We start from the raw sequence: 21,164 nt of genomic DNA, 5'->3' as shown, positions 1-21,164 counted from the left end.
CCTAGGGCCCGCTTTGCTCGGCCGCCAGCCGTTTCAGCCGGTAGACCGCGTCGAGCGCCTCGCGCGGGCTGAGCGCATCGGCGTCGATCTCCGCCAGCGCCGCGAGCAGGGGGTCGGGCGCGGCTTCCTCCTGCGTCAAGGCGGCGGCGAACAGGGGCAGGTCGTCGAGGCCGGCGGCGATACCGCCGGTGGCGGCGCGGCCTTCTTCCAGCTTGGCCAGCACCGAGCGGGCGCGGGCGAGGACCGGCGGCGGCAGGCCGGCGAGCTTGGCGACGGCGAGACCGTAGCTGCGGTCGGCGGGGCCGGTCGCGACCTCGTGGAGGAACACCAGCTCGCCCTTCCATTCGCGCGCGCGGACGTGGTGGAGGGAGAGGGCGTCGAGCCGCTCGGCCAGCCGCGTCAGCTCGTGATAGTGCGTCGCGAACAGACAGCGGCAGCGGTTGCGGTCGTGGATCGCCTCGACCACCGCCCAGGCGATGGCGAGGCCGTCATAAGTGGAGGTGCCGCGCCCGACCTCGTCCAATATGACGAAGCTGCGCTCCGTCGCCTGGGCGATGATGGCGGCGGTCTCGACCATCTCGACCATGAATGTCGAGCGGCCGCGCGCCAGATTGTCCGACGCGCCGACCCGGCTGAACAGGCGGTCTACCAAACCGAGCGTCGCCTTCGCCGCGGGCACGAACGACCCGGCCTGGGCGAGCAGGGCAATCAGGGCGTTCTGACGGAGGAAGGTGGACTTGCCGCCCATATTGGGTCCGGTGACCAGCCAGAGCCGCCCGTCCTCGGAAAGTCCGCAATCGTTAGCGACGAAGCGTTCGCCGCTCGCCCGCAGCGCATCCTCGACCACCGGATGGCGCCCGGCCTCGATCTCGAAGCAATTATGGTCGACGAAATGCGGCCGGCACCAGCCGCCCTCCGCCGCCCGCTCGGCCAGCGCCGCCGCCACGTCGAGCCGGGCCAGCGCGTCGGCGGCCGCGGCGATGGCATGGGCGCGCGCCAGCGCGGCGGCGACCAGCTCCTCCAGGTGAGCGGCCTCGGCGGCGAGCGCGTGGGCGCCGGCCTGCCCGACCCGCAGCGCCTGCTCGTGCAGGTCCGGCGCGTTGAAGCGGACGACGCCGGCGAGGGTCTGGCGATGGGTGAAGCCCGAATCCGCCGCCATCAGCCGGTCGGCATGTTTGGCCGGCACTTCGATATGGTAGCCGAGCACCCCATTGTGGCGGATCTTCAATGTGGGGATGCCGGTCTGCTGCCGGAAGCGCGCTTCCAGTCCCGCGATCGCCCGCCGCCCTTCGCCGCCGGTGGCACGAAGATCGTCCAAAGCGGAATCATAGCCTTCGGCGATGTAGCCGCCCTGCGCGGTGTCGATCGGCGGCGACGGGACGAGCGCGCGGGAGAGGAGATCGACCAGCGCGCCATGGCCGACGAGGGTGGGGAGGAGTTCGGCGAAGAGCATGGGCGGATCGGCCCGCGCAGCGAGCCGATCGTGCAGGCGGCGGGCCTCGTCGAGTCCGTCGCGCAGCTGGCCGAGGTCGCGCGGAGTCCCCCGGCCCGCCGCCAGCCGCCCGAGCGCGCGGCCGATGTCGGGCAGGGCCTTGAGCTGCCGCCTGAGCCCGTCCCGCAGGCCGGCGTCGCCGGCGAACAGCGACACCAGGTCGAGCCGCGCCTCGATGAGCGGCCGGCCGAGCAAAGGCGCGCCTATGTCGGCGGCGAGCAGGCGGGCGCCGGCCCCGGTGACGGTGCGGTCGACGGCGGCGAGCAGGCTCCCCGCGCGTGTGCCCGACGCCGAGACGCTGAGCTCCAGGCTCTCGCGGGTCGCCGCGTCGATCATCATGTGGCCGTCGGCGGCGCGGCCGAGCGGCGGCTGGAGGAACGGCAAGGTCTCGCGCGCGACCTCGTCGAGATAAGCGAGGAGGCCACCGGCGGCGGCGAGGGCGGCGCGGTCGAACCCGCCGAAGCCGTCGAGGGTCGCCACGCCGAAGCGCTCCTTAAGTCTCCGTTCCGCCGAGAGGCTGTCGAAACCGTCGCACCGCTGCCGCAGCGGCTGGCCTTGGAGCGCGTCGAACGGCTCGGGCGCGACGATCTCGGCCGCCGACAGCCGGGCGAGTTCCGCGTCCAGCGCGGGCGCCGCCACGGAGGTCAGCTCGAAGCGGCCGGTCGAGACGTCGGCGGCGGCGAGGCCGTAAAGCTCGCCCGCTCTGGCCACCGCGACCAGCCAGTTGGCGGCGCGCGAATCGAGCAAGGCCTCCTCGGTCAGCGTGCCGGCGGTCACCACCCTCACGATGGCGCGGGCGACGACCGACTTCGAACCGCGCTTCTTCGCCTCGGCCGGGCTCTCGGTCTGCTCGGCGATGGCGACGCGGTGCCCGGCCTTGATGAGCCGCGCGAGATAGGCTTCGGCGGCGTGGATCGGCACGCCGCACATCGGAATCGGCTCGCCTTCATGCTCGCCCCGCGCGGTCAGCGCGATGTCGAGGCATAAGGCGGCGGCGCGGGCGTCCTCGAAGAACATCTCAAAGAAGTCGCCCATCCGGTAGAAGAGCAGGCAATCCGCCACCTCGGCCTTCAGCGCCAGATATTGCGCCATCATGGGCGTCGGCGCGGATGCCGCTTCTTTGACCTTTGTCGCCATCGGGAACGGGATAGAGGCTCCGCGCCCTTCATGAAACCGGCTTGTGGCTTGCGGCCGTCGCAAGAGGGAGCCTAGAGCTTGATCGCGAGGAGGAGAGTTGAGAAGACAGTTGGATTTCCTCGAAGCTGGAGGCCGATATGGGAAGCGACGCCGCCAAGCTCTTGGATGAGGTGGCGACGCTGCGTGTCGCCCGCGAGCGGGCGGATGCGTTTCATGCGGTTAATCACGCTCCGGCGTTCAATGCCGCCGACGATATTTACCGGCCGGGCGAAACAACATTGTCCCGAGCTTTTTGCTGGCTGCTGGACGACTGCGGAACCCATGGCCAAGGGGGCCGGTTTCGCCAGGCGTTCTTCGAGCATGTTCTGCGGGACCAACGCGAGCATCTGCTTGGCGACTGGACTGGTGCGGTGACTCGATGTGAAGTTCCGACGATTTGTTCGACGGGTCGTATAGATCTGCTTTTCGATCGCCTCGACGGCTTTAGCATCGTGATCGAGAACAAGCCTTGGGCAGGGTGGCAGGCACGGCAGTTGGGGCGCTATTGGGAGGATTTGGGCCGACGTGACCGGAGAGGGATCGTCGTTGCACTCGTGGGTGGTGCTGCCGATGCATCCGCGTCAGTTAAGGAGCATTGGCGCCAGCACGCTGGGAACGACGCTTGCCCTAACGAGATCGTTGGCGTCGGCTACCACGAAGTGGTGTCGTGGCTGGAAGCGTGTGCCCAGATCGCGCGACCCGAGAAGGTGCGATCGACGCTCTTCGATCTCGCGGCCTACTGCCGTCGAACGATACTGTCGGAAGGGATGCCAATGTCACAAAAGGGCGATTTGATCGACGCGATCTGTGACGCAGGGGGCCGGTCAATAGGGGCGGCGCTCGATATCGAGGCTGCGATGAATGACGTGCGAGAAGTGATGGCGCAACGCCTGGCTTTTTCGACAGCGTGGCCTGAAAATTGGAGCATCAATCCCGGCATAGAGAAAGGGGGTGGCTATCACGGAATTGGCATCACCCCGTGGAGAGGTACGAAGCTTACCTTCGCGCTTTTCGGCAAGGCGGGATGCGAAGCGTGGGTCGGTATCCTGGAGAAGGATGCGAAGGACATCTGCACCGAGGCGTTGCCGGAACAGCCTTGGATCGACCCAAACTTTCGGTGGTGGCGCTATCTAGATTCGGCTGAAATGGGAGAAGAGCCGGATCGGCTTTGGGCGTTGCCGTTCGATACGCTCAGGCCGAGGCTGGTGAGCATTGCCGAGCAAGTGATGAGCGGACTAAGGCAGGCCTAGTCGTCCGCTCATGTGCCGCTTGCCGGTATCGCAAGGAGCGGCGAGCCGGAAGGAGCAAAGATGAGCGAAGGCAGCAGCGTCAAATTTTCCGAACAGGAAGCGCTCGATTTCCATGCGCAGGGTCGGCCCGGCAAGATCGAGATCATCGCCTCCAAGCCGATGGCGACGCAGCGCGACCTCAGCCTCGCTTACTCGCCCGGCGTCGCCGTGCCGGTCCGCGCCATCGCCGCGGACCCGGCCAAGGCCTATGATTATACCGCCAAGGGCAATCTCGTCGCGGTCATCTCCAACGGCACCGCCATCCTCGGCCTCGGCAATCTAGGCGCGCTGGCGTCGAAGCCGGTGATGGAGGGCAAGGCGGTATTGTTCAAGCGCTTCGCCGACGTGGATTCGATCGACATCGAGCTCGCCACCGAGGATGTCGACCGCTTCATCGACGCGGTCGAACTGATGGAGCCGAGCTTCGGCGGCATCAATCTGGAGGATATCGGCGCGCCGGCCTGCTTCATCATCGAGCAGACCTTGCGCGAGCGGATGAACATCCCGGTCTTCCACGACGACCAGCACGGCACCGCGATCATCACCGCCGCCGGCCTCATCAATGCCTGCCACCTGACCGGCCGCGACCTCAAGGACGTGAAGGTGGTGGTGAACGGCGCCGGGGCCGCCGCCATCGCCTGCACCGAGCTCATCAAGGCGATGGGCGTGCGCCCGGACCATGTTATCATGTGCGACCGCAAGGGCGTCATCTACCGCGGCCGCGTCGAGGGGATGGACCAGTGGAAATCCGCCCATGCGGCGGACACCGAGGCGCGCACGCTGGAGCAAGCCCTGAAGGGCGCCGACATCTTCCTCGGCCTCTCCGCCGCCGGTGCGCTCAAGCCCGAAATGGTGATGGAGATGGCGAAGGAGCCGATCATCTTCGCCATGGCCAACCCCGATCCCGAAATCACCCCGCCCGAGGCCAAGGCCGCGCGCCCGGACGCGATCATCGCCACCGGCCGCTCCGATTATCCCAACCAGGTCAACAACGTGCTCGGCTTCCCCTTCATCTTCCGGGGCGCGCTGGACGTCAGGGCGACGACGATCAACGACGCGATGAAGATCGCCGCCGCCGAGGCTCTGGCCGCGCTCGCCCGCCAGCAGGTGCCCGAGGAGGTCGCCGCTGCCTATGGCGGCCAGGCGCACAGCTTCGGCGCCGATTACATCATTCCCGCGCCGTTCGACCCGCGACTGATGGAGATCGTCCCCGCCGCGGTCGCCCAGGCGGCGATGGACAGCGGCGTCGCCCAATTCCCGATCCCGGACATGGCCGCGTATCGGACGGCGCTCAAATCGCGCCTCAACCCGACCACGTCGGTGCTGAGCCTCGCCTACGAGGCGGCGCGGGCCAATCCCAAGCGCGTATTGTTCGCCGAGGGAGAGGAGGAAGTCGTGCTGCGCGCCGCCATCGCCTTCCGCGACGGCGGCTACGGCATCCCCGTTCTGGTCGGCCGCGACGACGTGCCCGACCGGCTGCGGGCGCTGGGCATCGAGGATCCCGAGAGCTTCGAGCTGGTCAACAGCCGCACCTATGCGCGCGTGCCGGAAATGGTCGACTATCTCTACGCCCGCCTGCAGCGGCGTGGCTATCTGCACCGCGAGGTCGAGCGGATGGTCAACCAGGACCGCAACACCTTCGCCGCGCTTCTGCTGGCCCTGGGCGAGGCGGACGTGATGATCAGCGGCGTCACCCGCCCTTATGGCCAGACCATACGCCAGCTGCGCCGCGTGCTCGATCCCAAGGCGAATTGCACGCCGTTCGGCATCCATGTGCTGGTCGGCCAGAGCCACACCACCTTCATGGCCGACACCACCGTGACCGAGCGGCCGAATTCAGAGCAGCTCGCCGAGATCGCGATCCAGACGGCGGCGGTGGCGCGGCGCATGGGCCACGATCCGCGCGTCGCCTTCCTGTCTTATTCGACCTTCGGCAACCCCGAGGGCACGTGGCTGGAGAATATCCGCGGCGCGGTGCGGCTGCTCGATCAGCGCGGGGTCGATTTCGAATATGAAGGCGAGATGGCGCCCGACGTCGCGCTCAACCCGGCGATGGCGCGCTTCTATCCGTTCAGCCGTCTCACCGGCCCGGCCAACGTGCTGGTCATGCCCGGCCTTCAGTCCGCCAACCTTTCGGCCAAGCTCCTGAAGGAGCTGGGCGGCGATTCGGTGATCGGGCCGATGCTGGTCGGGATGGCGCAGCCGGTGCAGGTAGCGGCGATGACCGCGACCGCCTCCGACCTGGTGACCCTGGCGGTGCTCGCCGCCGGGGGAATCGTGCGCTGATCGACCCTTATTGCGGGTTGTCGGCGGTCTGCCCGCCGACGCCGGCGGTGCCGACCTGGCCGATGCTGCCGAACAGCTCCTGGAAGAAGCCACGCTCGCGGCCGAGGGTCGGCGTCTTGTCATCCATCGGATCGATCGCGACGACCTTCTCGAGGCCCGACCGCTCGACCGACGCCACGTTGCCGGCCTCGTCGAAGCGGACGTGGAGCACGGTCTGCTCGACGGGCTTGGGATGATTGAAGGCGAGCTGCCGGGTCTGGCGGGAGACGTAATACCAGTCGCGTTCGGTGAACTGGCCGACGAAGGTCGGCCGGCCGAGAGTCCCCGCCACCGACTCGCGATTGTCGACTCCGGGCTGCACCGACGAGATCAGTGCCTCATCGACGAAATAGCCCTGGCGATCGCGGATCGGCGAGCAGCCGGAAAGGACGAGGCCGAGCCCCAATGCCATCGCCAGGCCGGCGGTTCGTCCGTAGGGGAGGGTCATTTCCGAAAAGTCTCCTGAAAACCGGCCGGCGCATACTCCGCGGCCGGCGCGCGCCTTGCGGGTCGCCCTGTCAGCCCCCAATATGCAAGATCGGCCCATCGGCGCAAGAGCGCGCCGCAGACTCAAGGGGATAGTTTGACCTTCCTGTCGCGCATTTTCGGCGAGAAAAGGGATCCGGAGCGGCTCCGCCCCCTCTACGACGCGCTAGTCGCGGCGGCGCGCGCGCCCGCCTGGTATCGCGAGGGCGGCGTGCCCGACACGCTCGACGGCCGTTTCGACATGGTCGCCGCCTTGCTGTCGCTGGCTTTGCTCCGACTGGAACGCGAAGCGGCGGCGGCGAAGGACGATTCGGTGCTGCTGACCGAATTGTTCATCGCCGACATGGACGGCAGCATCCGGCAGATGGGGATTGGCGACCTGATGGTCGGCAAACATCTCGGCAGGATGATGGGCGCGCTGGGCGGCCGCCTCACCGCCTTCCGCGACGCGGGGGGCGGCTCGCTCGACGCGCCGGTTCGCCGCAACATCTTCCACGATTCGCCGCCTTCGGCCGAAACGCTCTTATTCGTGAGCGCCCGGCTCGGCCGCTTTCGCGACACGCTGGCGGCGTGGCCCGCGGCGCGCATCCTCGCGGGCGAGGTCCCGGCGCCGTGACTCCGGAATTCAGCCGCCCGGTCAGGATCGACACGCTCGGCGGCTCGCCGCGCGCGCTGGCGATCGAGGCGGGCGAGGAGGAGCGGGCGACGCTGGCGCGGCGGTTCGGCCTGGTGGCGATCGATGCGCTGTCGGCGGATATGAGGCTGAGCCGGGACGGCGATGCCGTCACCGCCGCCGGCACGCTGCGGGCCGAGGTCATCCAGAGCTGCGTCGCGACCGATGCGCCGGTGCCGGCCCGTATCGAGGAGACCTTCACTATCCTCTTCCGCCCCCAGCCGGCAGGCGGGGCCGATGACGAGATCGAACTGGGCGAAAGCGAGCTGGACGTGGTTTTCTACGACGGCGCGACGATCGATGCCGGCGAAGCCGCCGCCGAGACATTGTCGCTCACCCTCGACCCCTGGCCGCGCTCCGCCGACGCCGACGCCGCGCTCCGCGCCGCCGGCATCAGGAGCGAGGAGGAGGCGAGGGCCGAGGAGGAGCGAGCCAAGGCCGCGCGCAGTCCGTTCGCGACCCTGCGCAAGCCCTGAGCGCGGAGGCGCGACAGCGTCATCGGGTAGCTCGCAAGCTGGCCCGGGGACCGCACGTCACTAGAACGGAACGTCGTCGTCCAGGTCACTGTCGAAGGCCGGCTGCGGGCGGGACTGGGGACGCGAGCCGCCGCCGCCGCCGAAGCCGCCACCGCCGCTTTCATAGCCGCCGCCCTGATCGCCATAGCCGCCGCCGCCGCCGCCGCCCTTGCTGTCGAGCAGTACGAGCTCACCGCGGAAGCGCTGCAGCACGACCTCGGTCGAATATTTGTCCTGGCCCGAATTGTCAGTCCATTTGCGGGTCTGAAGCTGACCCTCCAGATAGACCTTGGAGCCCTTGCGCAGGTAGGATTTGGCGACCCGCCCGAGATTCTCGTTGAAGATGACGACGCGGTGCCATTCGGTCCGCTCCTGGCGGTTGCCGTCCTTGTCCTTCCAATTCTCCGAGGTCGCGACGCGCAGGTTCACGACCTCGCCGCCATTGTTCAGCGAACGGGCTTCCGGATCGTCACCGAGATTGCCGACCAGAATCACCTTGTTCACGGAACCAGCCACTGTTCATTCCCTTCATTGAAGCATTTCAACGCCTTAGCCCGTTGGAATCCCGCCCGACGATCTGAATCGGAAGAGCGCGGACCGCAGCGCCGTCGAGATATAGAGTCGTCATGTCCCTACGTCACGCGCCGCGGACTATCGCGAGCTGATTTTGAAACGCGCGGGGCTCTGTCCGGACCCGGGCCATGACTAACGCCATCTTAACCGGTGGCTTCCTAACTGGACGCTTCAATTTCTGACGAACGGAAAGCAAGCGGCCATGGGCGGAACGACAGCGGCGCAAGCGGGAGTGACCATCGACGAGCGGATCGGCATGTTCGATAGCCAGGGGACGCTCCGCGAGCAGGCGCGCGAAGTCTGGAACCTGGTCGAACCCCAGGTCGAGAGCGTCGCCCGCGCCTTCTGGACCCGCTACGCGCAGTCGCCCGACCTCGATCACGAAATCGGCGGCGACAAGATCGGGAAGCTGACTCAGCGGATCATTCCCTATCTCCGGCTCAAGTTCGAGGATGTCGGCAGCCAGAAATGGGTCGATATCGCCCGCGACTATGTCGCGACCGCGGCGGCCGCCCACGTCCCCCTCACCACCTTGTTCGCCGGCGCCACCGCGGCCGCCGCTGAGGTCCAGCGGATATTGACCGAGACTTTGCGCGACGACCCGGAGCGTCTGGCGCGGCTGACCCGAACGGTGCTGGAGGGAAGCCTGCTCGAGGTGGACGTCTTCGCCGCCCAGTTCGACGCGCTTCGCAAGCAGGAGGAGCGGCGGGGCCGGATCGCGCGCGGGGCCGAATTCAACGACGAGATCATGACCGTGGTCGAGCGGACGGCGACCGAGAGCCGGTCGCTGCGCGGCCAGGCGGCCGACGCGTCCAGCGCGGCGCGCGGGATGCTGGGCAAGACATCGGAGGTCGCGGCGGCGGCGGAGCAGTCGGCGGTGGCGATGCGGGAAGCCGCGCAGACCGCGGCCGGGCTTATCCAGGCGATCGAGGATGCGAGGAACGAAGTGGAGGTCGCCGCCGGCGTCGCCACCCGCGCCGGCGGGCAGGCGTCCGAAGCGGTCAAGGTCAGCCAGGCCTTGTCGGCCCATGTCGAGGCGATCGAATCGATCCTCGGCCTCATCCGCGACATTGCCGGGCAGACCAATTTGCTGGCCTTGAACGCCACTATCGAGGCGGCGCGCGCGGGCGACGCGGGGCGCGGCTTCGCGGTGGTGGCGCAGGAGGTGAAGTCGCTCGCCAGCCAGACGGCCCGCGCCACGGACGACATAACAACGAAAATTGCGGCCATTCAGCAAGCCACGAAGCAGACGGTCGAGGCGAACGGCTCCATCCAGCAGACGGTGGTCGAGGTCCAGTCCTCGGCCGACCGCATCCGCCAGGCGATGGAGGTGCAGGCCCAGACTGTCACCATGATTACAGCCGCCGTCGATGAGACCGCGCTCGCCGCCGATTCCATGTCCTCCACGATCGCCGCCATCCGCTCGGATACCGAGACGGTGGTCAGCGAGATCGGCGAAGTCGAGCGCAATTTCGGCCAGGTGGACGCGCAGATGACGACGTTCAAAGCGGCCACCAGCCGCTTCGTCGAGAATTACGCCGCCTGAGCTAAGCACTCCTTTACCCGGCCGCGATAAGGGTCGGCGCTGACTCCGTAAGCTCCGGGATGTGCGCCATGGCGGCCGATTTTCATGTTCACGAGGATGGTTCCAGATTGCAGAAACTCACCGCCCAACAGGTGGAGGCGCGACTCGCCGCCTATAATCCCCACGGCGCGTTCGAGGCCGATCTGCACGCGCTCTGGCGCGACGCGAGCGGGATATTGGAGCCGGTCGTTCGCGACCATGCGGGCGACGATATCGTCCGCCAGTTCCGCGAGCGCTGCACCAGCCCTGTCGACAGCGACTGGGTCCACGCCATCGCCGGCTACGGCATCGAGCTCCACAGCCGCCGCCGGTCCGTACCCGAAGTCATCGACCGGCGCGCGCGGCTGACGGCGAAGCTGGCCGAGGCGCTCCGCCGGAACATGGACGACGAGGCCGCTTTGGCCGGCGCCATGGAGACGCTGATGCGGCTCCGCGCTTATGAAACCGACATCATCCTCGCCCAGATCGGCCTTCTCGAAGCCGACGAGGCGGCGGCGGCGCGGGGACGGCAGAGCGACACGTTCGAGCGGACGGTGGCGCAGCTCGTCGCCGCGACCGCGAAGGAATCGGCGGGGCTGCGTGATCGCACCGCGGCGACGGCCAGCGCCGCGCGCGGGATGCTGGGCAAGACATCGGAGGTCGCGGCGGCGGCGGAGCAGTCGGCGGTGGCGATGCGCGAGGCGGCGCAGACCGCGGCCGGCCTCATCCAGGCGATCGAGGATGCGCGCAACGAAGTCGAGGTCGCGGCCGGCGTTGCCACCCGCGCCGGCGGGCAGGCGTCCGAAGCGGTCAAGGTCAGCCACGCGCTCTCCGCCCATGTCGAGGCGATCGAATCGATCCTCGGCCTGATCCGCGATATCGCCGGCCAGACCAACCTGCTGGCCTTGAACGCCACTATCGAGGCGGCGCGCGCGGGCGATGCGGGACGCGGCTTCGCGGTGGTCGCGCAGGAGGTGAAGTCGCTCGCCAGCCAGACGGCTCGCGCCACGGACGACATCACCGCCAAGATCACCGCCATCACGGCTGCGACCCGTCAGACGGTGGAAGCCAACGGCTCCATTCAGCAGACGGTGGTGGAGGTCCAGTCCTCGGCCGACCGCATCCGCCAGGCGATGGAGGTCCAGGCGCAGACCGTCACCATGATTACCGCCGCCGTCGATGAGACCGCGCTCGCCGCCGATTCCATGTCCTCAACCATCGCCGCCATCCGCGCCGATACGGACAGGGTCGCGACCGAGATCGACGAGGTCGAGGGCGGCTTCGTCCGGGTCAGCGACCAGCTCACCCGTTTCCGCGCCACCACGTCCGAATTCGTCAACAGCTTCGCGGCCTGAGCCCTTTCCCTCCGTGCCGCCGCGGCCTATCGAGCGCGGCATGAATAAGCTCAACATCCTCGTCACCGGCACCAGCCGGGGTATCGGCCAGTCCATCGTCTCGGCGCTCGGCGCACACAATGTCGTTGGCCATTCCACCCGCGACGGCGACGAACGCCGCATCGCCGCCGATCTCTCGCAGCTGGGCGCGGCCGGGCGGCTTTGGGCGGAGGCGCTGGAGCGGCTTGGTGGCCGCATCGATGCATTGGTCAACAATGCCGGGATTTTCGAGGCGGCGCCCGTCGAGCAGGACCATGAAAACTGGGTCGCGGCCTGGGAGCGGACGATGCGGATCAACCTCACCGCCTCGGCCGAACTGTGCCGTCTTGCCGTGCTGCACTTCCGCGAGCAGGGCGGCGGCCGCCTCGTCAACGTGGCGAGCCGCGCCGCCTATCGCGGCGATTCGCCGCAGCACTGGCACTATGCCGCGTCCAAGGCCGGCATGATCGGCATGACCAAGACGATCGCCCGAGGCTATGCCGGCGAGAACATCCTCGCCTTCGCCGTCTGCCCCGGCTTCACCATGACCGGCATGGCCGAGGATTATGTCGAGAGCCGCGGCGGCGCCAAATTGCTCGCAGACATCCCCTTGGGTCGTGTCGCCTCGGCCGGCGAGGTGGCGGAGACGGTGCGCTGGCTCGCCGTGGATGCGCCCGCATCGGCGACCGGCGCGGTGATCGACGTCAATGGGGCCAGCTTTGTCCGATAGTTGGAAAGCAAGCCTGCCCTGCATCAAGGCGGAAGCGGAGGCGATCGCGGCGGACATCTCGCAGCTCGTGTTCCTGGAGACGCCGCCGGTGCTGATGACCCGCGAGCCCGATCCGGCGCGGCCGGACGAATGGCTGCTCGAAGCCTATTTCGACGTGGCGCCGACCGCCGCCACCCTCTCCGCCCTGAAGGCGCTCGCCCCCAGCGCGGGCGACGTGGCGCCGACAGTCGAGAAGCTCGTCGAGGAGGATTGGGTGACGCTCAGTCAGCAGGGGCTGGAGCCGATCCGCGCCGGCCGCTTCTTCGTCCACACGCCCGCGCATCGCGACACGATACCGGCTGATGCAATAGCGCTGGAGATCGACGCCGGCCGCGCCTTCGGCACTGGCCAGCATGAGACCACCACCGGCTGCCTGATGGCGCTCGACAGGCTGAAAAGCGGGGGGATCAATTTCGCCGATATCCTCGATCTCGGTACCGGCACCGGCCTCCTCGCCTTCTCGGCGCTTAAGCTATGGCCGGCGGCGAAGGTGGCCGCGTCCGACATCGACCCCGTCTCGATCGAGGTGACGCAGGAGAATGCGGGCATTAACGACATCGCTCTCGGCCGCGCGCGGGGGCAGGTGGAATTGGCCGTGGCGCCGGGGATGGAGCATGGCCGCCTGAAGGCCCGCGCGCCCTACGATCTTCTCATCGCCAACATCCTGGCGGGGCCGCTGATCGATCTCGCGCCCTCGGTCGCCAGGGCGGTCGCGCCCGGCGGCCGCCTGATCCTCGCCGGTCTGCTCGATCATCAGGCCGACAAGGTCGCCTCCGCCTATCGCCGGCAAGGGCTGATGCTGAGCTTCCGCATCGATCGCGGCGAGTGGCCGACCCTGGTGATGCGCAAGCGACGGTCGCTGGGCTGGCAATAGAGGCGTCATCCCAGCGCAGGCTGGGATCCCAGGACGAAAATAGCGATGGCGCTCGATCTCGCTGGGGCGACGGTCAGGCTCCCGCCACGATCTTCGCCCATGCCGCCTCGTCGATCACTTCGATCCCCAGCTCCTCAGCCTTTTTGAGCTTCGACCCCGCGCCTGGCCCGGCGATCACCAGGTCGGTCTTGGCCGATACCGACGCGGCCACTTTCGCGCCAAGGGCGTCGGCCTGCGCCTTGGCCTCGTCTCGGGACAAAGTCTCCAGGCTGCCGGTGAAGACCAGTGTCTTGCCGCTGACCGGCGACGCACGCGTCTCGTGGACCACGTCCTGCGGCTTCACCCCCGCGGCCAGGATATCGTCCACCACCTCGCGATTGTGCGGCTCCTCGAAGAAATCGAGCAGGGCGTTGGCGACTTCGGGACCGACGCCCGCGGTATCGATCGCGGCCACCACCGCCTTGTTCCGGCGCAGCAGGAACTTGCGATCCGGTTCGGCCGGAGTGGGCTGGGTGCCTGCACGCACCGCCAGCGCATCGTCGATCGTCGCCCGGAAACCCGCCCAGGATTTATAACGGCGGGCGAGATCGCGCGCCGTCACCTCGCCGATATGGCGGATGCCGAGCGCGAACAGGAACCGGTCGAGCGGCGGCGTTCGCCGCGCGTCGATGGCGGCGACCAGATTGGCCGCCGACAGCTCCGCCCAACGCTCGCGTTCGAGCAGGGCATCCTTGGTCAGGCGGAAGATGTCGGCCGGCGAGCGCACCAGCCCGTCGCGGAAGAAGCTCTCGATGTGGACCAGCCCCAGCCCCTCTATGTCGAGCGCGTGGCGACTGACGAAGTGGCGGAGGCGCTCAACGCGCTGGGCCGGGCAGATCAGGCCGCCGGTGCAGCGTATGTCGACCTCGCCTTCCTCGCGCACCGCGTCCGACCCGCATTCGGGGCATAAGGTGGGGAAGACATAGGCAGGGCGCGCTTCGTCGGGCGTCAAATTCTCCAGCACTTGCGGGATGACGTCGCCGGCGCGCTGGATCACCACCCGGTCGCCGATCCGCACCCCCAGCCGTCCGATCTCGTCGGCATTGTGGAGGGTGGCGTTGGTGACGGTGACGCCGCCCACCGTCACCGGCTCCAGCCGCGCCACCGGCGTCAGCTTGCCGGTGCGGCCGACCTGGATGTCGATGGCGTTCAAGGTGGTCTGCGCCTTCTCGGCCGGGAATTTGTGCGCGATCGCCCAGCGCGGGGCGCGGGCGACCTGGCCGAGGCGCTTCTGCCAGTCGAGACGGTCGACCTTGTAGACGACGCCGTCTATGTCAAACGGCAGGTCGGCCCGCTTCGCCTCGATCGCGCGGTAATGGGCGAGCAGCGTCTCCAGATCGACGAAGCGCAGGAAATCCTCCGACACCGGCAGGCCCCATGCGCTGATAGCGCGCATCATGCCGCATTGCGTGTCGGCCGGAAGCGCCGACGCTTCGCCCCAGCCATGGGCGAGGAAGCGCAAAGGGCGCGCGGCGGTGATGGCGGCATCCTTCTGCCGCAGCGATCCGGCTGCGGCGTTGCGCGGATTGGCGAAGATCTTTCCCCCGGCCTGCGCTTGGCGCTCGTTGAGCGCGGCGAAGTCCGCTTTGGACATATAGACCTCGCCGCGCACCTCGAAGACGGCGGGGATCTTCCCCGGCGAAAGCCGGGGTCCAGTCGCACCGGATTCTGGGCCCCGGCTTTCGCCGGGGAACAGGGTGGCGGGAATGTCGGCGATGGTGCGGGCGTTGGGGGTGACGTCCTCGCCCGTCGTGCCGTCGCCCCGCGTCGCGGCGAGGACGAGGACGCCATTCTCGTAGCGGAGTGAGCAGGACAGGCCGTCGATCTTCGGTTCGGCGGTGAGCGCGACGGTCTCTCCTTCGGACAGGCTGAGATAGCGCCGGATGCGGCCGACGAAATCCGCGACCTCGCCTTCGGAAAAGGCATTGTCGAGGCTGAGCATCGGCGCCGCGTGCCGCACCTTGGCGAGCGGCCCCGCTGGCGCCGCGCCGACTGCAAGCGACGGACTGTCCTCGCGCGCCAGGTGAGGGAAAGCCGCCTCCAACTCGGCATTGCGGCGGATGAGCGCGTCATATTCCGAGTCCGAAATCTCCGGCGCATCCTCGGCGTGGTAGAGTCGGTTATGCCGCGCGATCTCGGCGGCGAGTCGCTCCAGTTCGGCGGCGGCTTCAGTCTCGGTCATGGAGTTTCCGGAGTTCGCGGTTCGCTTCCACATAGGCCTCGCCCCGTTCTCGCCGGCCGACGGCGAGCACGAGAATCACGAGCCGATCGTCCTCGACCCGGTAGACCAGCCTTATACCGGGCGATTTGAGCTTGATCTTGTAGCAGTTCGGCATGCCGCTCAACGCAGCCGACGCTATTCGGGGCCGATCCCGCCGCTCCGCCAGCCTTCGCGCCAGCCGGCGCTTCGTCTCATGATCGAGCTTGCTCCACGCCTTGCGGGCGCGCGGCAGGAATTCCAGTCCGTAGCGGCTCAATCGAGCAGCTCGTCCATCGTGACCGGCACGCCTTCCTCGCCGCTATCGAGAGCCTCGCGCGCCATCTCCACGAGCTTCTGGTCGCTCACCAGCTCGCACAGATAGTCCCAGACCTCGGGCGAGATCATGTAGGCGACCGGCTTGTTGCGATTGAGGATCGCCACCTGCTGTTCGCGCGCGGCCGCTATCACGGCAGCGGGGTTTTTCTTGAGCTCGCTGATGCCGACACAAGCACCGGCAAGAATGGGCGTGACGACTTCGCTTTGAAAAGGCGCATTCATGACCTGAATATGATACTTCCAACAGGTCTCGTCAACGTCAGGCTGCCTCCAACAGGCGTGTCGCCTGCGCCCGCGCTTCGTCGGTGACCTCGGCGCCCGAAAGCATGCGCGCGATCTCCTCGCGCCGCTTGGTCTCGTCGAGGCTGTGGACGCTGGTGCGGGTGACGAGGCCTTCGTGGCTCTTCTCGATGAGGAAGTGGCGGTTGCCGCGCGCGGCGACCTGCGGGCTGTGCGTGACGACGAGAAGCTGGGCGCCTTCCGCCAGCCGGTGGAGGCGTTCGCCGATCGCGCTCGCCACAGCGCCGCCGACGCCCCTGTCGATCTCGTCGAAGATCATCGTCGTGGCGCCGCCTTCCTCGGCCAGCGCGACCTTGAGCGCCAGGATGAAGCGCGACAATTCGCCGCCGCTGGCGATCTTGATGAGGGGCGCGAACGGCGCGCCGGGATTGGTCGAAATCTCGAACTCCACTCGGTCGCGTCCGGCGGCCGACCATTGCGCCTCGTCCAGCGGCTCGAGCACGGTCTTGAACCTGGCCGTGTCGAGCTTCAGCGGCGCCAGCTCCCGCGCCACCGCGGCATCGAGCCGGGCGGCGGCCGCGGCGCGGAGATTCCCGAGAATCGTAGCCGCCGCTTCATAGGCGGCGCGGCTGTCGCGGACCGCCGCCTCCAGCGCGGCGAGGCTTTCGTCGCCCGCCTCGATCGCGCGCAGCTTCGCGGCCATCTCCTCCGCCAGCGCCGGGAGAGCGTCGGGCTCGACCCGATGCTTGCGGGCCAACGCCCGGATTTCGAACAGCCGCGCCTCGGCCTCGTCCAGCCGCGCCGGATCATAGGCCAGTGCTTCCGCCGCCTCGGCGAGCCGGTCCTCGGCATCGGCTGCCTCGATTACCGCGCGGTCGATCGCCGCCAGCGCCTCGGCCAGTTTGTCATGCTCGCCGGCGATCCGTTCCAGCCGCCTCGCCGCCTGGCGCAGCAGCGAGAGGCCGCCCTCCGACCCTTGGAGCAATTGCCCGGCGACCGCGATATCCTCGGCCAGCCGCGCGCCCTTCTGCATGTTGGCGCGGAGGGCGGCCAGCTCCTCCTCCTCGCCGGGCTGCGGCGCCAGCTTCGCGAGCTCCGCCACTGCGTGCTCGAGATAGTCGCGGTCGCGCGCGGCGAGGGCGATCTCATCGCGGGTCGCCGCGAGCCTCGCCTCCGCCGCGCGCCAGGCGCGATAGGCGTCTTCGCACGCGTCCGTCCCGATCCGGCCGTAGCTGTCGAGCAAGGCGCGGTGGCCGCGCGGGTTCAAAAGGCCGCGATCGTCATGCTGCCCGTGTATCTCGACCAGCAGCGCGCCGAGATCCCGCAGCAGGCCGACCGAGGCGGACTGGTCGTTGACGAATGCGCGGCTGCCGCCGTCCGACTTGACCAGGCGGCGGATGACCAGCGGCTCCCCCGGCTCCGCCCCCAGTCCGTTCTCGTCGAGCAGGCGCAAAGCCGGATGATCGGGCGGCACCTCGAACCCGACGCTCACCACCGCCTGCGCCTGACCGTCGCGGACAAGGCCGCTGTCGGCGCGCGCGCCGAGCGCGAGGCCGAGCGCGTCGAGCAGGATGGACTTGCCCGCCCCCGTTTCGCCGGTGAGGACGCCGAGGCCGGGGCCGAATTCGAGGTCGAGCGTCTCGATGAGGACGACGTCGCGAATGGAGAGAGAAGTTAACAGGCGCGCCTCCCCCTTCGTCACCCTGAACTTGTTTCAGGGTCCAATTCTCCACCTTCCGGGCGGCGGACGGCTGGATGCTGAAACAAGTTCAGCATGACTGGCTGCCGCATCAAGCGCCGGGCGTCGCCGCCGTCTCGGTGGCCGGCGCCGCGTTGCGCTGGACCAGTTCATAGGCCCGCTCATACCATTTGCTGCCGGGGTAGTTGGCGCCGAGCACGGCCGCGGCTTTGCGCGCCTCTTCCGGAATGCCGAGCGCCATGTAGGATTCGGTGAGCCGCATCAGCGCTTCGGGGGCGTGGGTGGTCGTCTCATATTCGTCGACCACGTTCCTGAAACGGAGCACCGAGGCGAGCCATTGCTGGCGGCGCTGGTAGAAGCGGCCGATCTCCATCTCCTTGCCGGCGAGATGGTCGCGCACCAGGTCGATCTTCAGCCGCGCGTCGGCCGCGAAATCGGTCTCGGGATAGCGGCGGACCAGCTCGCCCAGCGAATCGAGCGCCTGCTTGGAGATGCTCTGGTCGCGGTTCACATCCTCGATCTGCTCGTAATAATTGAGCGAGATGAGGTAGAGCGCGTAGGGCGCGTCCTTGTTGCCGGGATGGATGGCGAGGAACCGCCGCGCCGATTCGATCGACTTGGTATGGTCCTGGGCGAGATAATAGCTGAACGCGCTCATCAGCTGCGCGCGCCGCGCCCAGACCGAATAAGGATGCTGGCGCTCGACCTCGTCGAACAAGGCGGCGGCGGTCGTATATTGGCCCCGGTCGAGCCGCTCCTTGGCCGCCGTGTAGAGCGTGTTGACGTCGCGCGCGACATAGGAGGCGTCGGTGCGGTCGCGGTCGCCATTCCCCGCGCAGGCGGCGAGCGGAAGGACCGCTGCCATGAGCAGGAGGGCGGTAAGCGGGCGGGGAATGTGAAGCGGCATGACGGGCTTCTTAGCGAAGGGTTGGGGCAAGGCCAAGCGGGATAGGGAGGAAAGAGGCCAGGTCGCATGAACCCGGCTTTAATGCGCCGGCAAGCCCCGCCTGCTATGCGCTGGGCGATGCTGCGGGTGCTGACCCTTTCGACCCTGTTCCCCAATCGCGCGCGGCCGACGCTGGGCGTGTTCGTCGAGCGCCAGACGCTCGGGCTGGCGGCGCTGGAGGATGTCGCGGTGGAGGTCGTCTCGCCGGTCGGACTGCCGCCCTGGCCCTTGTCGCTCCACCCGCATTACCGGCCACGCGCCCGGCTGCCGCTGCACGAGGCGTGGAAGGGTCTGAGCGTGCATCGCCCGCGCTTCCGGGTGCTGCCCCGCATCGGCGATGCCCGCTCGGCGGAAGCGATGGCCAAGGCCCTGCTTCCGTCGCTGAGGACGCTCAGGGAGCGTTTTCCCGTCGACGTGATCGACGCCGAATTCTTCTGGCCGGACGGCCCCGCGGCGATGCACCTTTCCCGGGCGCTGGGCGTGCCCTTCTCGATCAAGGCGCGGGGATCCGACATCCATTATTGGGCGGGCCGGCCGGACATCGCGGCGCGGATACTCGCCGCCGCGCGCGCCGCGAATGGCCTGCTCGCCGTCAGCGCCGCGCTCCGCGCAGACATGGCCGCGCTCGGCATCCCGGAGGACAGGATAGCGGTCCATTATACCGGCGTGGATACGGCCCTGTTCGGGCGGATCGGCCGGGCCGAGGCCAAGGCGCGCCTTGGCGTGGCAGGACCGCTGATCGTCACCGCCGGCACGCTGATGGAGCGCAAGGGCCAAAGGCTCGTCCTCGCCGCGCTCGGCGACATTCCGGACGCTAGTTTGATCCTGGTCGGGGAGGGGCCGGACAGGAGGCGGCTGGAACGTATCGTGCGCGCCGAGGTACTTTCCGGGCGGGTGCGGATCCTCGGCAATCGGCCCCATGCGGAGCTGCCGGAGCTGATGGCGGCGGCCGACGTGATGGTCCTGCCCTCGGCCTCCGAAGGCCTCGCCAACGTCTGGGTCGAGGCGCTGGCATCCGGCACCCCGGTGGTCACCTGCGATGTCGGCGGCGCGCGCGAGGCCATCGACCGACCCGAGGCCGGGCGGCTGGTGGCGCGTGATCCGGCGGCCATCGCCGCCGCGGTGCGCCTATTGCTCGCCGATCCGCCGACTCCCGAGAAGGTGCGCGCCGCCGCCGAGCGCTTCAGCTGGGAGAGGAATGCGCGCGAGCTCGAGGCGCATCTGCGCGCCCTCGCCTGATCTCAGCCGAGCGGCATGATCGCCGCCGCGATCCATCTCCCCTCGCCGCGCAGCATCCCCCAGGCGCGGGCGGCCGCGCGGCTGTCCATCGATTCGACGCCGATGCCGCGCGTTTCCAGCGCCGCGACCAGCGCGCGCGGCGCGAAGGCCATGGTCGCGCCGGTGCCGAGGATCAGGAATTCCGGCGGCGGATCGAGCGCGAGCAAGGGGGCCAGATCGTCCATCGTCAGCTCGGCGAGCGGCGGCGGCGCCGGCCAGCCGTCGGCGCGGTTCGGAGTCAGCAGCAGCGCCTCGTAAACGCCGCCGTCGACCACGAAACCGCCGGCGGCGAAACCCTGGACGACGGGGCCGCTGGCGGAGGGATCGCGGTCGAACCGCGGCATCAATAGCCTTCGTTGTGCGTCGTCACCCGCTCGCCTTGCCCGGGGGCGGGCGCCTTGGGCACGAAGCTGTCCGAATCGACCTTCAGCCAGATGAGGAAGGGCGAGGCGATATAGACGGTCGAATAAGTGCCGACGATGACGCTGAACAGCAAGGCGACGGTGAAGCTCTGGATGACGTCCGGCCCCAGGAGCATCAGCGAGCCGAGCGCCAGAAGCATGGCGAGGTTGGTGGCGATGGTGCGCGCCAGCGTCTCGTTCATCGACAGGTTGAGCAGCGAGGTAATGTCCATCTTGCGGTATTTGCGCAGATTCTCGCGGACGCGGTCGTAGATGACGATCGTGTCGTTCAGCGAATAGCCGATCAAGGTCAGCAACGCCGCGATGACGTTCAAATCGAACTCCATCTGGGTCAGCGCGAAGAAGCCCAGGGTCAGCGTCACGTCGTGGAACAATGAGAACAGGCCGCCGACGCCGAACTGCCATTCGAAGCGGATCCAGATATAGATCGCGATTCCGATCATCGCGAGCAGCAGGGCCAGCGCGCCGTCGCGGACGAGCTCGCCCGAGACCTTGCCCGACACCGTCTCTACCGCGTCGATGCGGACGCCCGGATGCTCGGCCTCGAGCGCGGCGCGCACCTTGGAGGCGGCGGCGTTGGCGCCTTCCTCGCCGCCCTCGGGCAGCGGCAGCCGGATCGACACTTCGCGCGGGGATCCGAATTCCTGGATGCTGGGATCGCCGAGGCCCAGTCCCGAGACCTGGTCGCGCAATTCGTCGAGCGATACCGGCTGGCTGAACGTCACCCGGATCATCTGCCCGCCGGCGAAATCGACGCCGAAATTGAGGCCCTTGACCGCGATCAGCGCGATCGAGGCGGCGAGCAGCAGGATCGACAGTCCGATCGCCACGCCGCGCCAGCGCAGGAAGTCGATATTGGTGTCGTCGGGAACGAGTTTCAGGAGTTTCATGTCGC

The 21,164-nt window shown here is 68.3% G+C and carries 19 protein-coding genes; 9 read left to right on the top strand and 10 right to left on the bottom strand.

Annotation, left to right across the window (positions count from 1 at the left end; all coding sequences use genetic code 11):
• Position 1 precedes the first annotated feature (1 nt).
• Positions 2–2,587, bottom strand: a complete 2,586-nt coding sequence (gene mutS / locus ACFQRC_RS07840) for a DNA mismatch repair protein MutS (RefSeq protein ID WP_379959733.1) — start codon at positions 2,585–2,587, stop codon at positions 2–4.
• 179 nt (positions 2,588–2,766) lie between these two features.
• On the opposite strand from mutS, the gene ACFQRC_RS07835 reads away from it, so the two are divergent.
• Positions 2,767–3,918, top strand: coding sequence for a PD-(D/E)XK nuclease family protein (locus tag ACFQRC_RS07835; protein WP_379959730.1), 1,152 nt, complete (start codon positions 2,767–2,769; stop codon positions 3,916–3,918).
• Positions 3,919–3,978: 60 nt separating this feature from the next.
• Positions 3,979–6,243: an NADP-dependent malic enzyme gene (locus ACFQRC_RS07830; protein WP_379959728.1), complete on the top strand. Its 2,265-nt coding sequence runs from the start codon at positions 3,979–3,981 to the stop codon at positions 6,241–6,243.
• 7 nt (positions 6,244–6,250) lie between these two features.
• Here ACFQRC_RS07830 and ACFQRC_RS07825 read toward each other — a convergent pair whose 3' ends face one another.
• Positions 6,251–6,730, bottom strand: a complete 480-nt coding sequence (locus ACFQRC_RS07825; RefSeq protein WP_379959726.1) for an outer membrane protein assembly factor BamE — start codon at positions 6,728–6,730, stop codon at positions 6,251–6,253.
• 135 nt (positions 6,731–6,865) lie between these two features.
• On the opposite strand from ACFQRC_RS07825, the gene ACFQRC_RS07820 reads away from it, so the two are divergent.
• Positions 6,866–7,384: a ubiquinol-cytochrome C chaperone family protein gene (locus tag ACFQRC_RS07820; protein WP_379959724.1), complete on the top strand. Its 519-nt coding sequence runs from the start codon at positions 6,866–6,868 to the stop codon at positions 7,382–7,384.
• Positions 7,381–7,917: a YceD family protein gene (locus ACFQRC_RS07815; RefSeq protein WP_379959722.1), complete on the top strand. Its 537-nt coding sequence runs from the start codon at positions 7,381–7,383 to the stop codon at positions 7,915–7,917. The genes ACFQRC_RS07820 and ACFQRC_RS07815 overlap by 4 nt, the downstream gene beginning before the upstream one ends.
• 60 nt (positions 7,918–7,977) lie before the next feature.
• Here ACFQRC_RS07815 and ssb read toward each other — a convergent pair whose 3' ends face one another.
• Positions 7,978–8,472 (bottom strand): single-stranded DNA-binding protein, encoded by a 495-nt coding sequence (gene ssb, locus ACFQRC_RS07810; protein ID WP_379959720.1) that lies wholly within the window; start codon positions 8,470–8,472, stop codon positions 7,978–7,980.
• 259 nt (positions 8,473–8,731) lie between these two features.
• Between ssb and ACFQRC_RS07805 the strand changes: the two genes are divergently transcribed.
• The 4 genes from ACFQRC_RS07805 (at position 8,732) to ACFQRC_RS07790 (ending at position 13,109) form a co-directional block, all read left to right on the top strand.
• The gene (locus tag ACFQRC_RS07805) at positions 8,732–10,075 is read left to right on the top strand and encodes a methyl-accepting chemotaxis protein (RefSeq protein ID WP_379959718.1); all 1,344 of its coding nucleotides are present in this window, start codon (positions 8,732–8,734) and stop codon (positions 10,073–10,075) included.
• Positions 10,076–10,143: 68 nt separating this feature from the next.
• On the top strand, positions 10,144–11,448 hold the full coding sequence (locus ACFQRC_RS07800) for a methyl-accepting chemotaxis protein (RefSeq protein WP_379959716.1): 1,305 nt from the start codon (positions 10,144–10,146) through the stop codon (positions 11,446–11,448).
• Between the two features lie 40 nt (positions 11,449–11,488).
• On the top strand, positions 11,489–12,196 hold the full coding sequence (locus tag ACFQRC_RS07795) for an SDR family NAD(P)-dependent oxidoreductase (protein ID WP_379959714.1): 708 nt from the start codon (positions 11,489–11,491) through the stop codon (positions 12,194–12,196).
• Positions 12,186–13,109 carry a 50S ribosomal protein L11 methyltransferase gene (locus tag ACFQRC_RS07790; RefSeq protein ID WP_379959712.1) on the top strand — a complete coding sequence of 308 codons (924 nt, stop codon included), beginning with the start codon at positions 12,186–12,188 and terminating at the stop codon, positions 13,107–13,109. The genes ACFQRC_RS07795 and ACFQRC_RS07790 overlap by 11 nt, the downstream gene beginning before the upstream one ends.
• A gap of 73 nt (positions 13,110–13,182) precedes the next feature.
• Here the strand turns inward: ACFQRC_RS07790 and ligA are convergent, their stop codons facing one another.
• The 5 genes from ligA to ACFQRC_RS07765 form a co-directional block, all read right to left on the bottom strand.
• Positions 13,183–15,330 carry an NAD-dependent DNA ligase LigA gene (ligA, locus tag ACFQRC_RS07785; RefSeq protein ID WP_379959710.1) on the bottom strand — a complete coding sequence of 716 codons (2,148 nt, stop codon included), beginning with the start codon at positions 15,328–15,330 and terminating at the stop codon, positions 13,183–13,185.
• On the bottom strand, positions 15,317–15,625 hold the full coding sequence (locus ACFQRC_RS07780; protein ID WP_379959707.1) for a type II toxin-antitoxin system RelE/ParE family toxin: 309 nt from the start codon (positions 15,623–15,625) through the stop codon (positions 15,317–15,319). Before ACFQRC_RS07780 ends, ligA begins: the two co-directional genes overlap by 14 nt.
• Positions 15,622–15,906 carry a type II toxin-antitoxin system Phd/YefM family antitoxin gene (locus ACFQRC_RS07775; protein ID WP_379959704.1) on the bottom strand — a complete coding sequence of 95 codons (285 nt, stop codon included), beginning with the start codon at positions 15,904–15,906 and terminating at the stop codon, positions 15,622–15,624. The genes ACFQRC_RS07780 and ACFQRC_RS07775 overlap by 4 nt, the downstream gene beginning before the upstream one ends.
• Positions 15,907–15,943: 37 nt before the next feature.
• Entirely contained in the window at positions 15,944–17,605 is a 1,662-nt protein-coding gene (gene recN, locus ACFQRC_RS07770) for a DNA repair protein RecN (RefSeq protein ID WP_379960413.1), read from the bottom strand.
• A gap of 109 nt (positions 17,606–17,714) precedes the next feature.
• Positions 17,715–18,530, bottom strand: coding sequence for an outer membrane protein assembly factor BamD (locus ACFQRC_RS07765; RefSeq protein ID WP_379959701.1), 816 nt, complete (start codon positions 18,528–18,530; stop codon positions 17,715–17,717).
• A 66-nt stretch (positions 18,531–18,596) separates the two neighbouring features.
• Between ACFQRC_RS07765 and ACFQRC_RS07760 the strand changes: the two genes are divergently transcribed.
• The gene (locus ACFQRC_RS07760) at positions 18,597–19,808 is read left to right on the top strand and encodes a glycosyltransferase (protein WP_379959699.1); all 1,212 of its coding nucleotides are present in this window, start codon (positions 18,597–18,599) and stop codon (positions 19,806–19,808) included.
• A 2-nt stretch (positions 19,809–19,810) separates the two neighbouring features.
• On the opposite strand, the gene ACFQRC_RS07755 is transcribed toward ACFQRC_RS07760, so the two are convergent.
• Both ACFQRC_RS07755 and secF read right to left on the bottom strand, forming a co-directional pair.
• The gene (locus ACFQRC_RS07755) at positions 19,811–20,191 is read right to left on the bottom strand and encodes an Mth938-like domain-containing protein (protein WP_379959697.1); all 381 of its coding nucleotides are present in this window, start codon (positions 20,189–20,191) and stop codon (positions 19,811–19,813) included.
• Entirely contained in the window at positions 20,191–21,159 is a 969-nt protein-coding gene (gene secF, locus ACFQRC_RS07750; protein WP_379959695.1) for a protein translocase subunit SecF, read from the bottom strand. Before secF ends, ACFQRC_RS07755 begins: the two co-directional genes overlap by 1 nt.
• Positions 21,160–21,164: the final 5 nt, after the last annotated feature.

Origin of the sequence: Enterovirga sp. GCM10030262, assembly GCF_042666435.1 — a bacterium.
GTDB lineage: Bacteria > Pseudomonadota > Alphaproteobacteria > Sphingomonadales > Sphingomonadaceae > Allosphingosinicella.
The sequence above is the reverse complement of the archived record's forward strand: the minus strand, read 5'-3'. Positions and strand labels throughout refer to the sequence as shown.

What these genes read in the sequence shown, in the direction of transcription:
- mutS (WP_379959733.1), bottom strand. Translation starts at nt 2,587, where the DNA reads ATGATGGCGCAATATCTGGCGCTGAAGGCCGAGGTGGCGGATTGCCTG.
- ACFQRC_RS07835 (WP_379959730.1), top strand. Translation starts at nt 2,767, where the DNA reads ATGGGAAGCGACGCCGCCAAGCTCTTGGATGAGGTGGCGACGCTGCGT.
- ACFQRC_RS07830 (WP_379959728.1), top strand. Translation starts at nt 3,979, where the DNA reads ATGAGCGAAGGCAGCAGCGTCAAATTTTCCGAACAGGAAGCGCTCGAT.
- ACFQRC_RS07825 (WP_379959726.1), bottom strand. Translation starts at nt 6,730, where the DNA reads ATGACCCTCCCCTACGGACGAACCGCCGGCCTGGCGATGGCATTGGGG.
- ACFQRC_RS07805 (WP_379959718.1), top strand. Translation starts at nt 8,732, where the DNA reads ATGGGCGGAACGACAGCGGCGCAAGCGGGAGTGACCATCGACGAGCGG.
- ACFQRC_RS07800 (WP_379959716.1), top strand. Translation starts at nt 10,144, where the DNA reads ATGGCGGCCGATTTTCATGTTCACGAGGATGGTTCCAGATTGCAGAAA.
- ACFQRC_RS07795 (WP_379959714.1), top strand. Translation starts at nt 11,489, where the DNA reads ATGAATAAGCTCAACATCCTCGTCACCGGCACCAGCCGGGGTATCGGC.
- ligA (WP_379959710.1), bottom strand. Translation starts at nt 15,330, where the DNA reads ATGACCGAGACTGAAGCCGCCGCCGAACTGGAGCGACTCGCCGCCGAG.
- ACFQRC_RS07775 (WP_379959704.1), bottom strand. Translation starts at nt 15,906, where the DNA reads ATGAATGCGCCTTTTCAAAGCGAAGTCGTCACGCCCATTCTTGCCGGT.
- ACFQRC_RS07765 (WP_379959701.1), bottom strand. Translation starts at nt 18,530, where the DNA reads ATGCCGCTTCACATTCCCCGCCCGCTTACCGCCCTCCTGCTCATGGCA.
- ACFQRC_RS07760 (WP_379959699.1), top strand. Translation starts at nt 18,597, where the DNA reads ATGAACCCGGCTTTAATGCGCCGGCAAGCCCCGCCTGCTATGCGCTGG.
- ACFQRC_RS07755 (WP_379959697.1), bottom strand. Translation starts at nt 20,191, where the DNA reads ATGCCGCGGTTCGACCGCGATCCCTCCGCCAGCGGCCCCGTCGTCCAG.
- secF (WP_379959695.1), bottom strand. Translation starts at nt 21,159, where the DNA reads ATGAAACTCCTGAAACTCGTTCCCGACGACACCAATATCGACTTCCTG.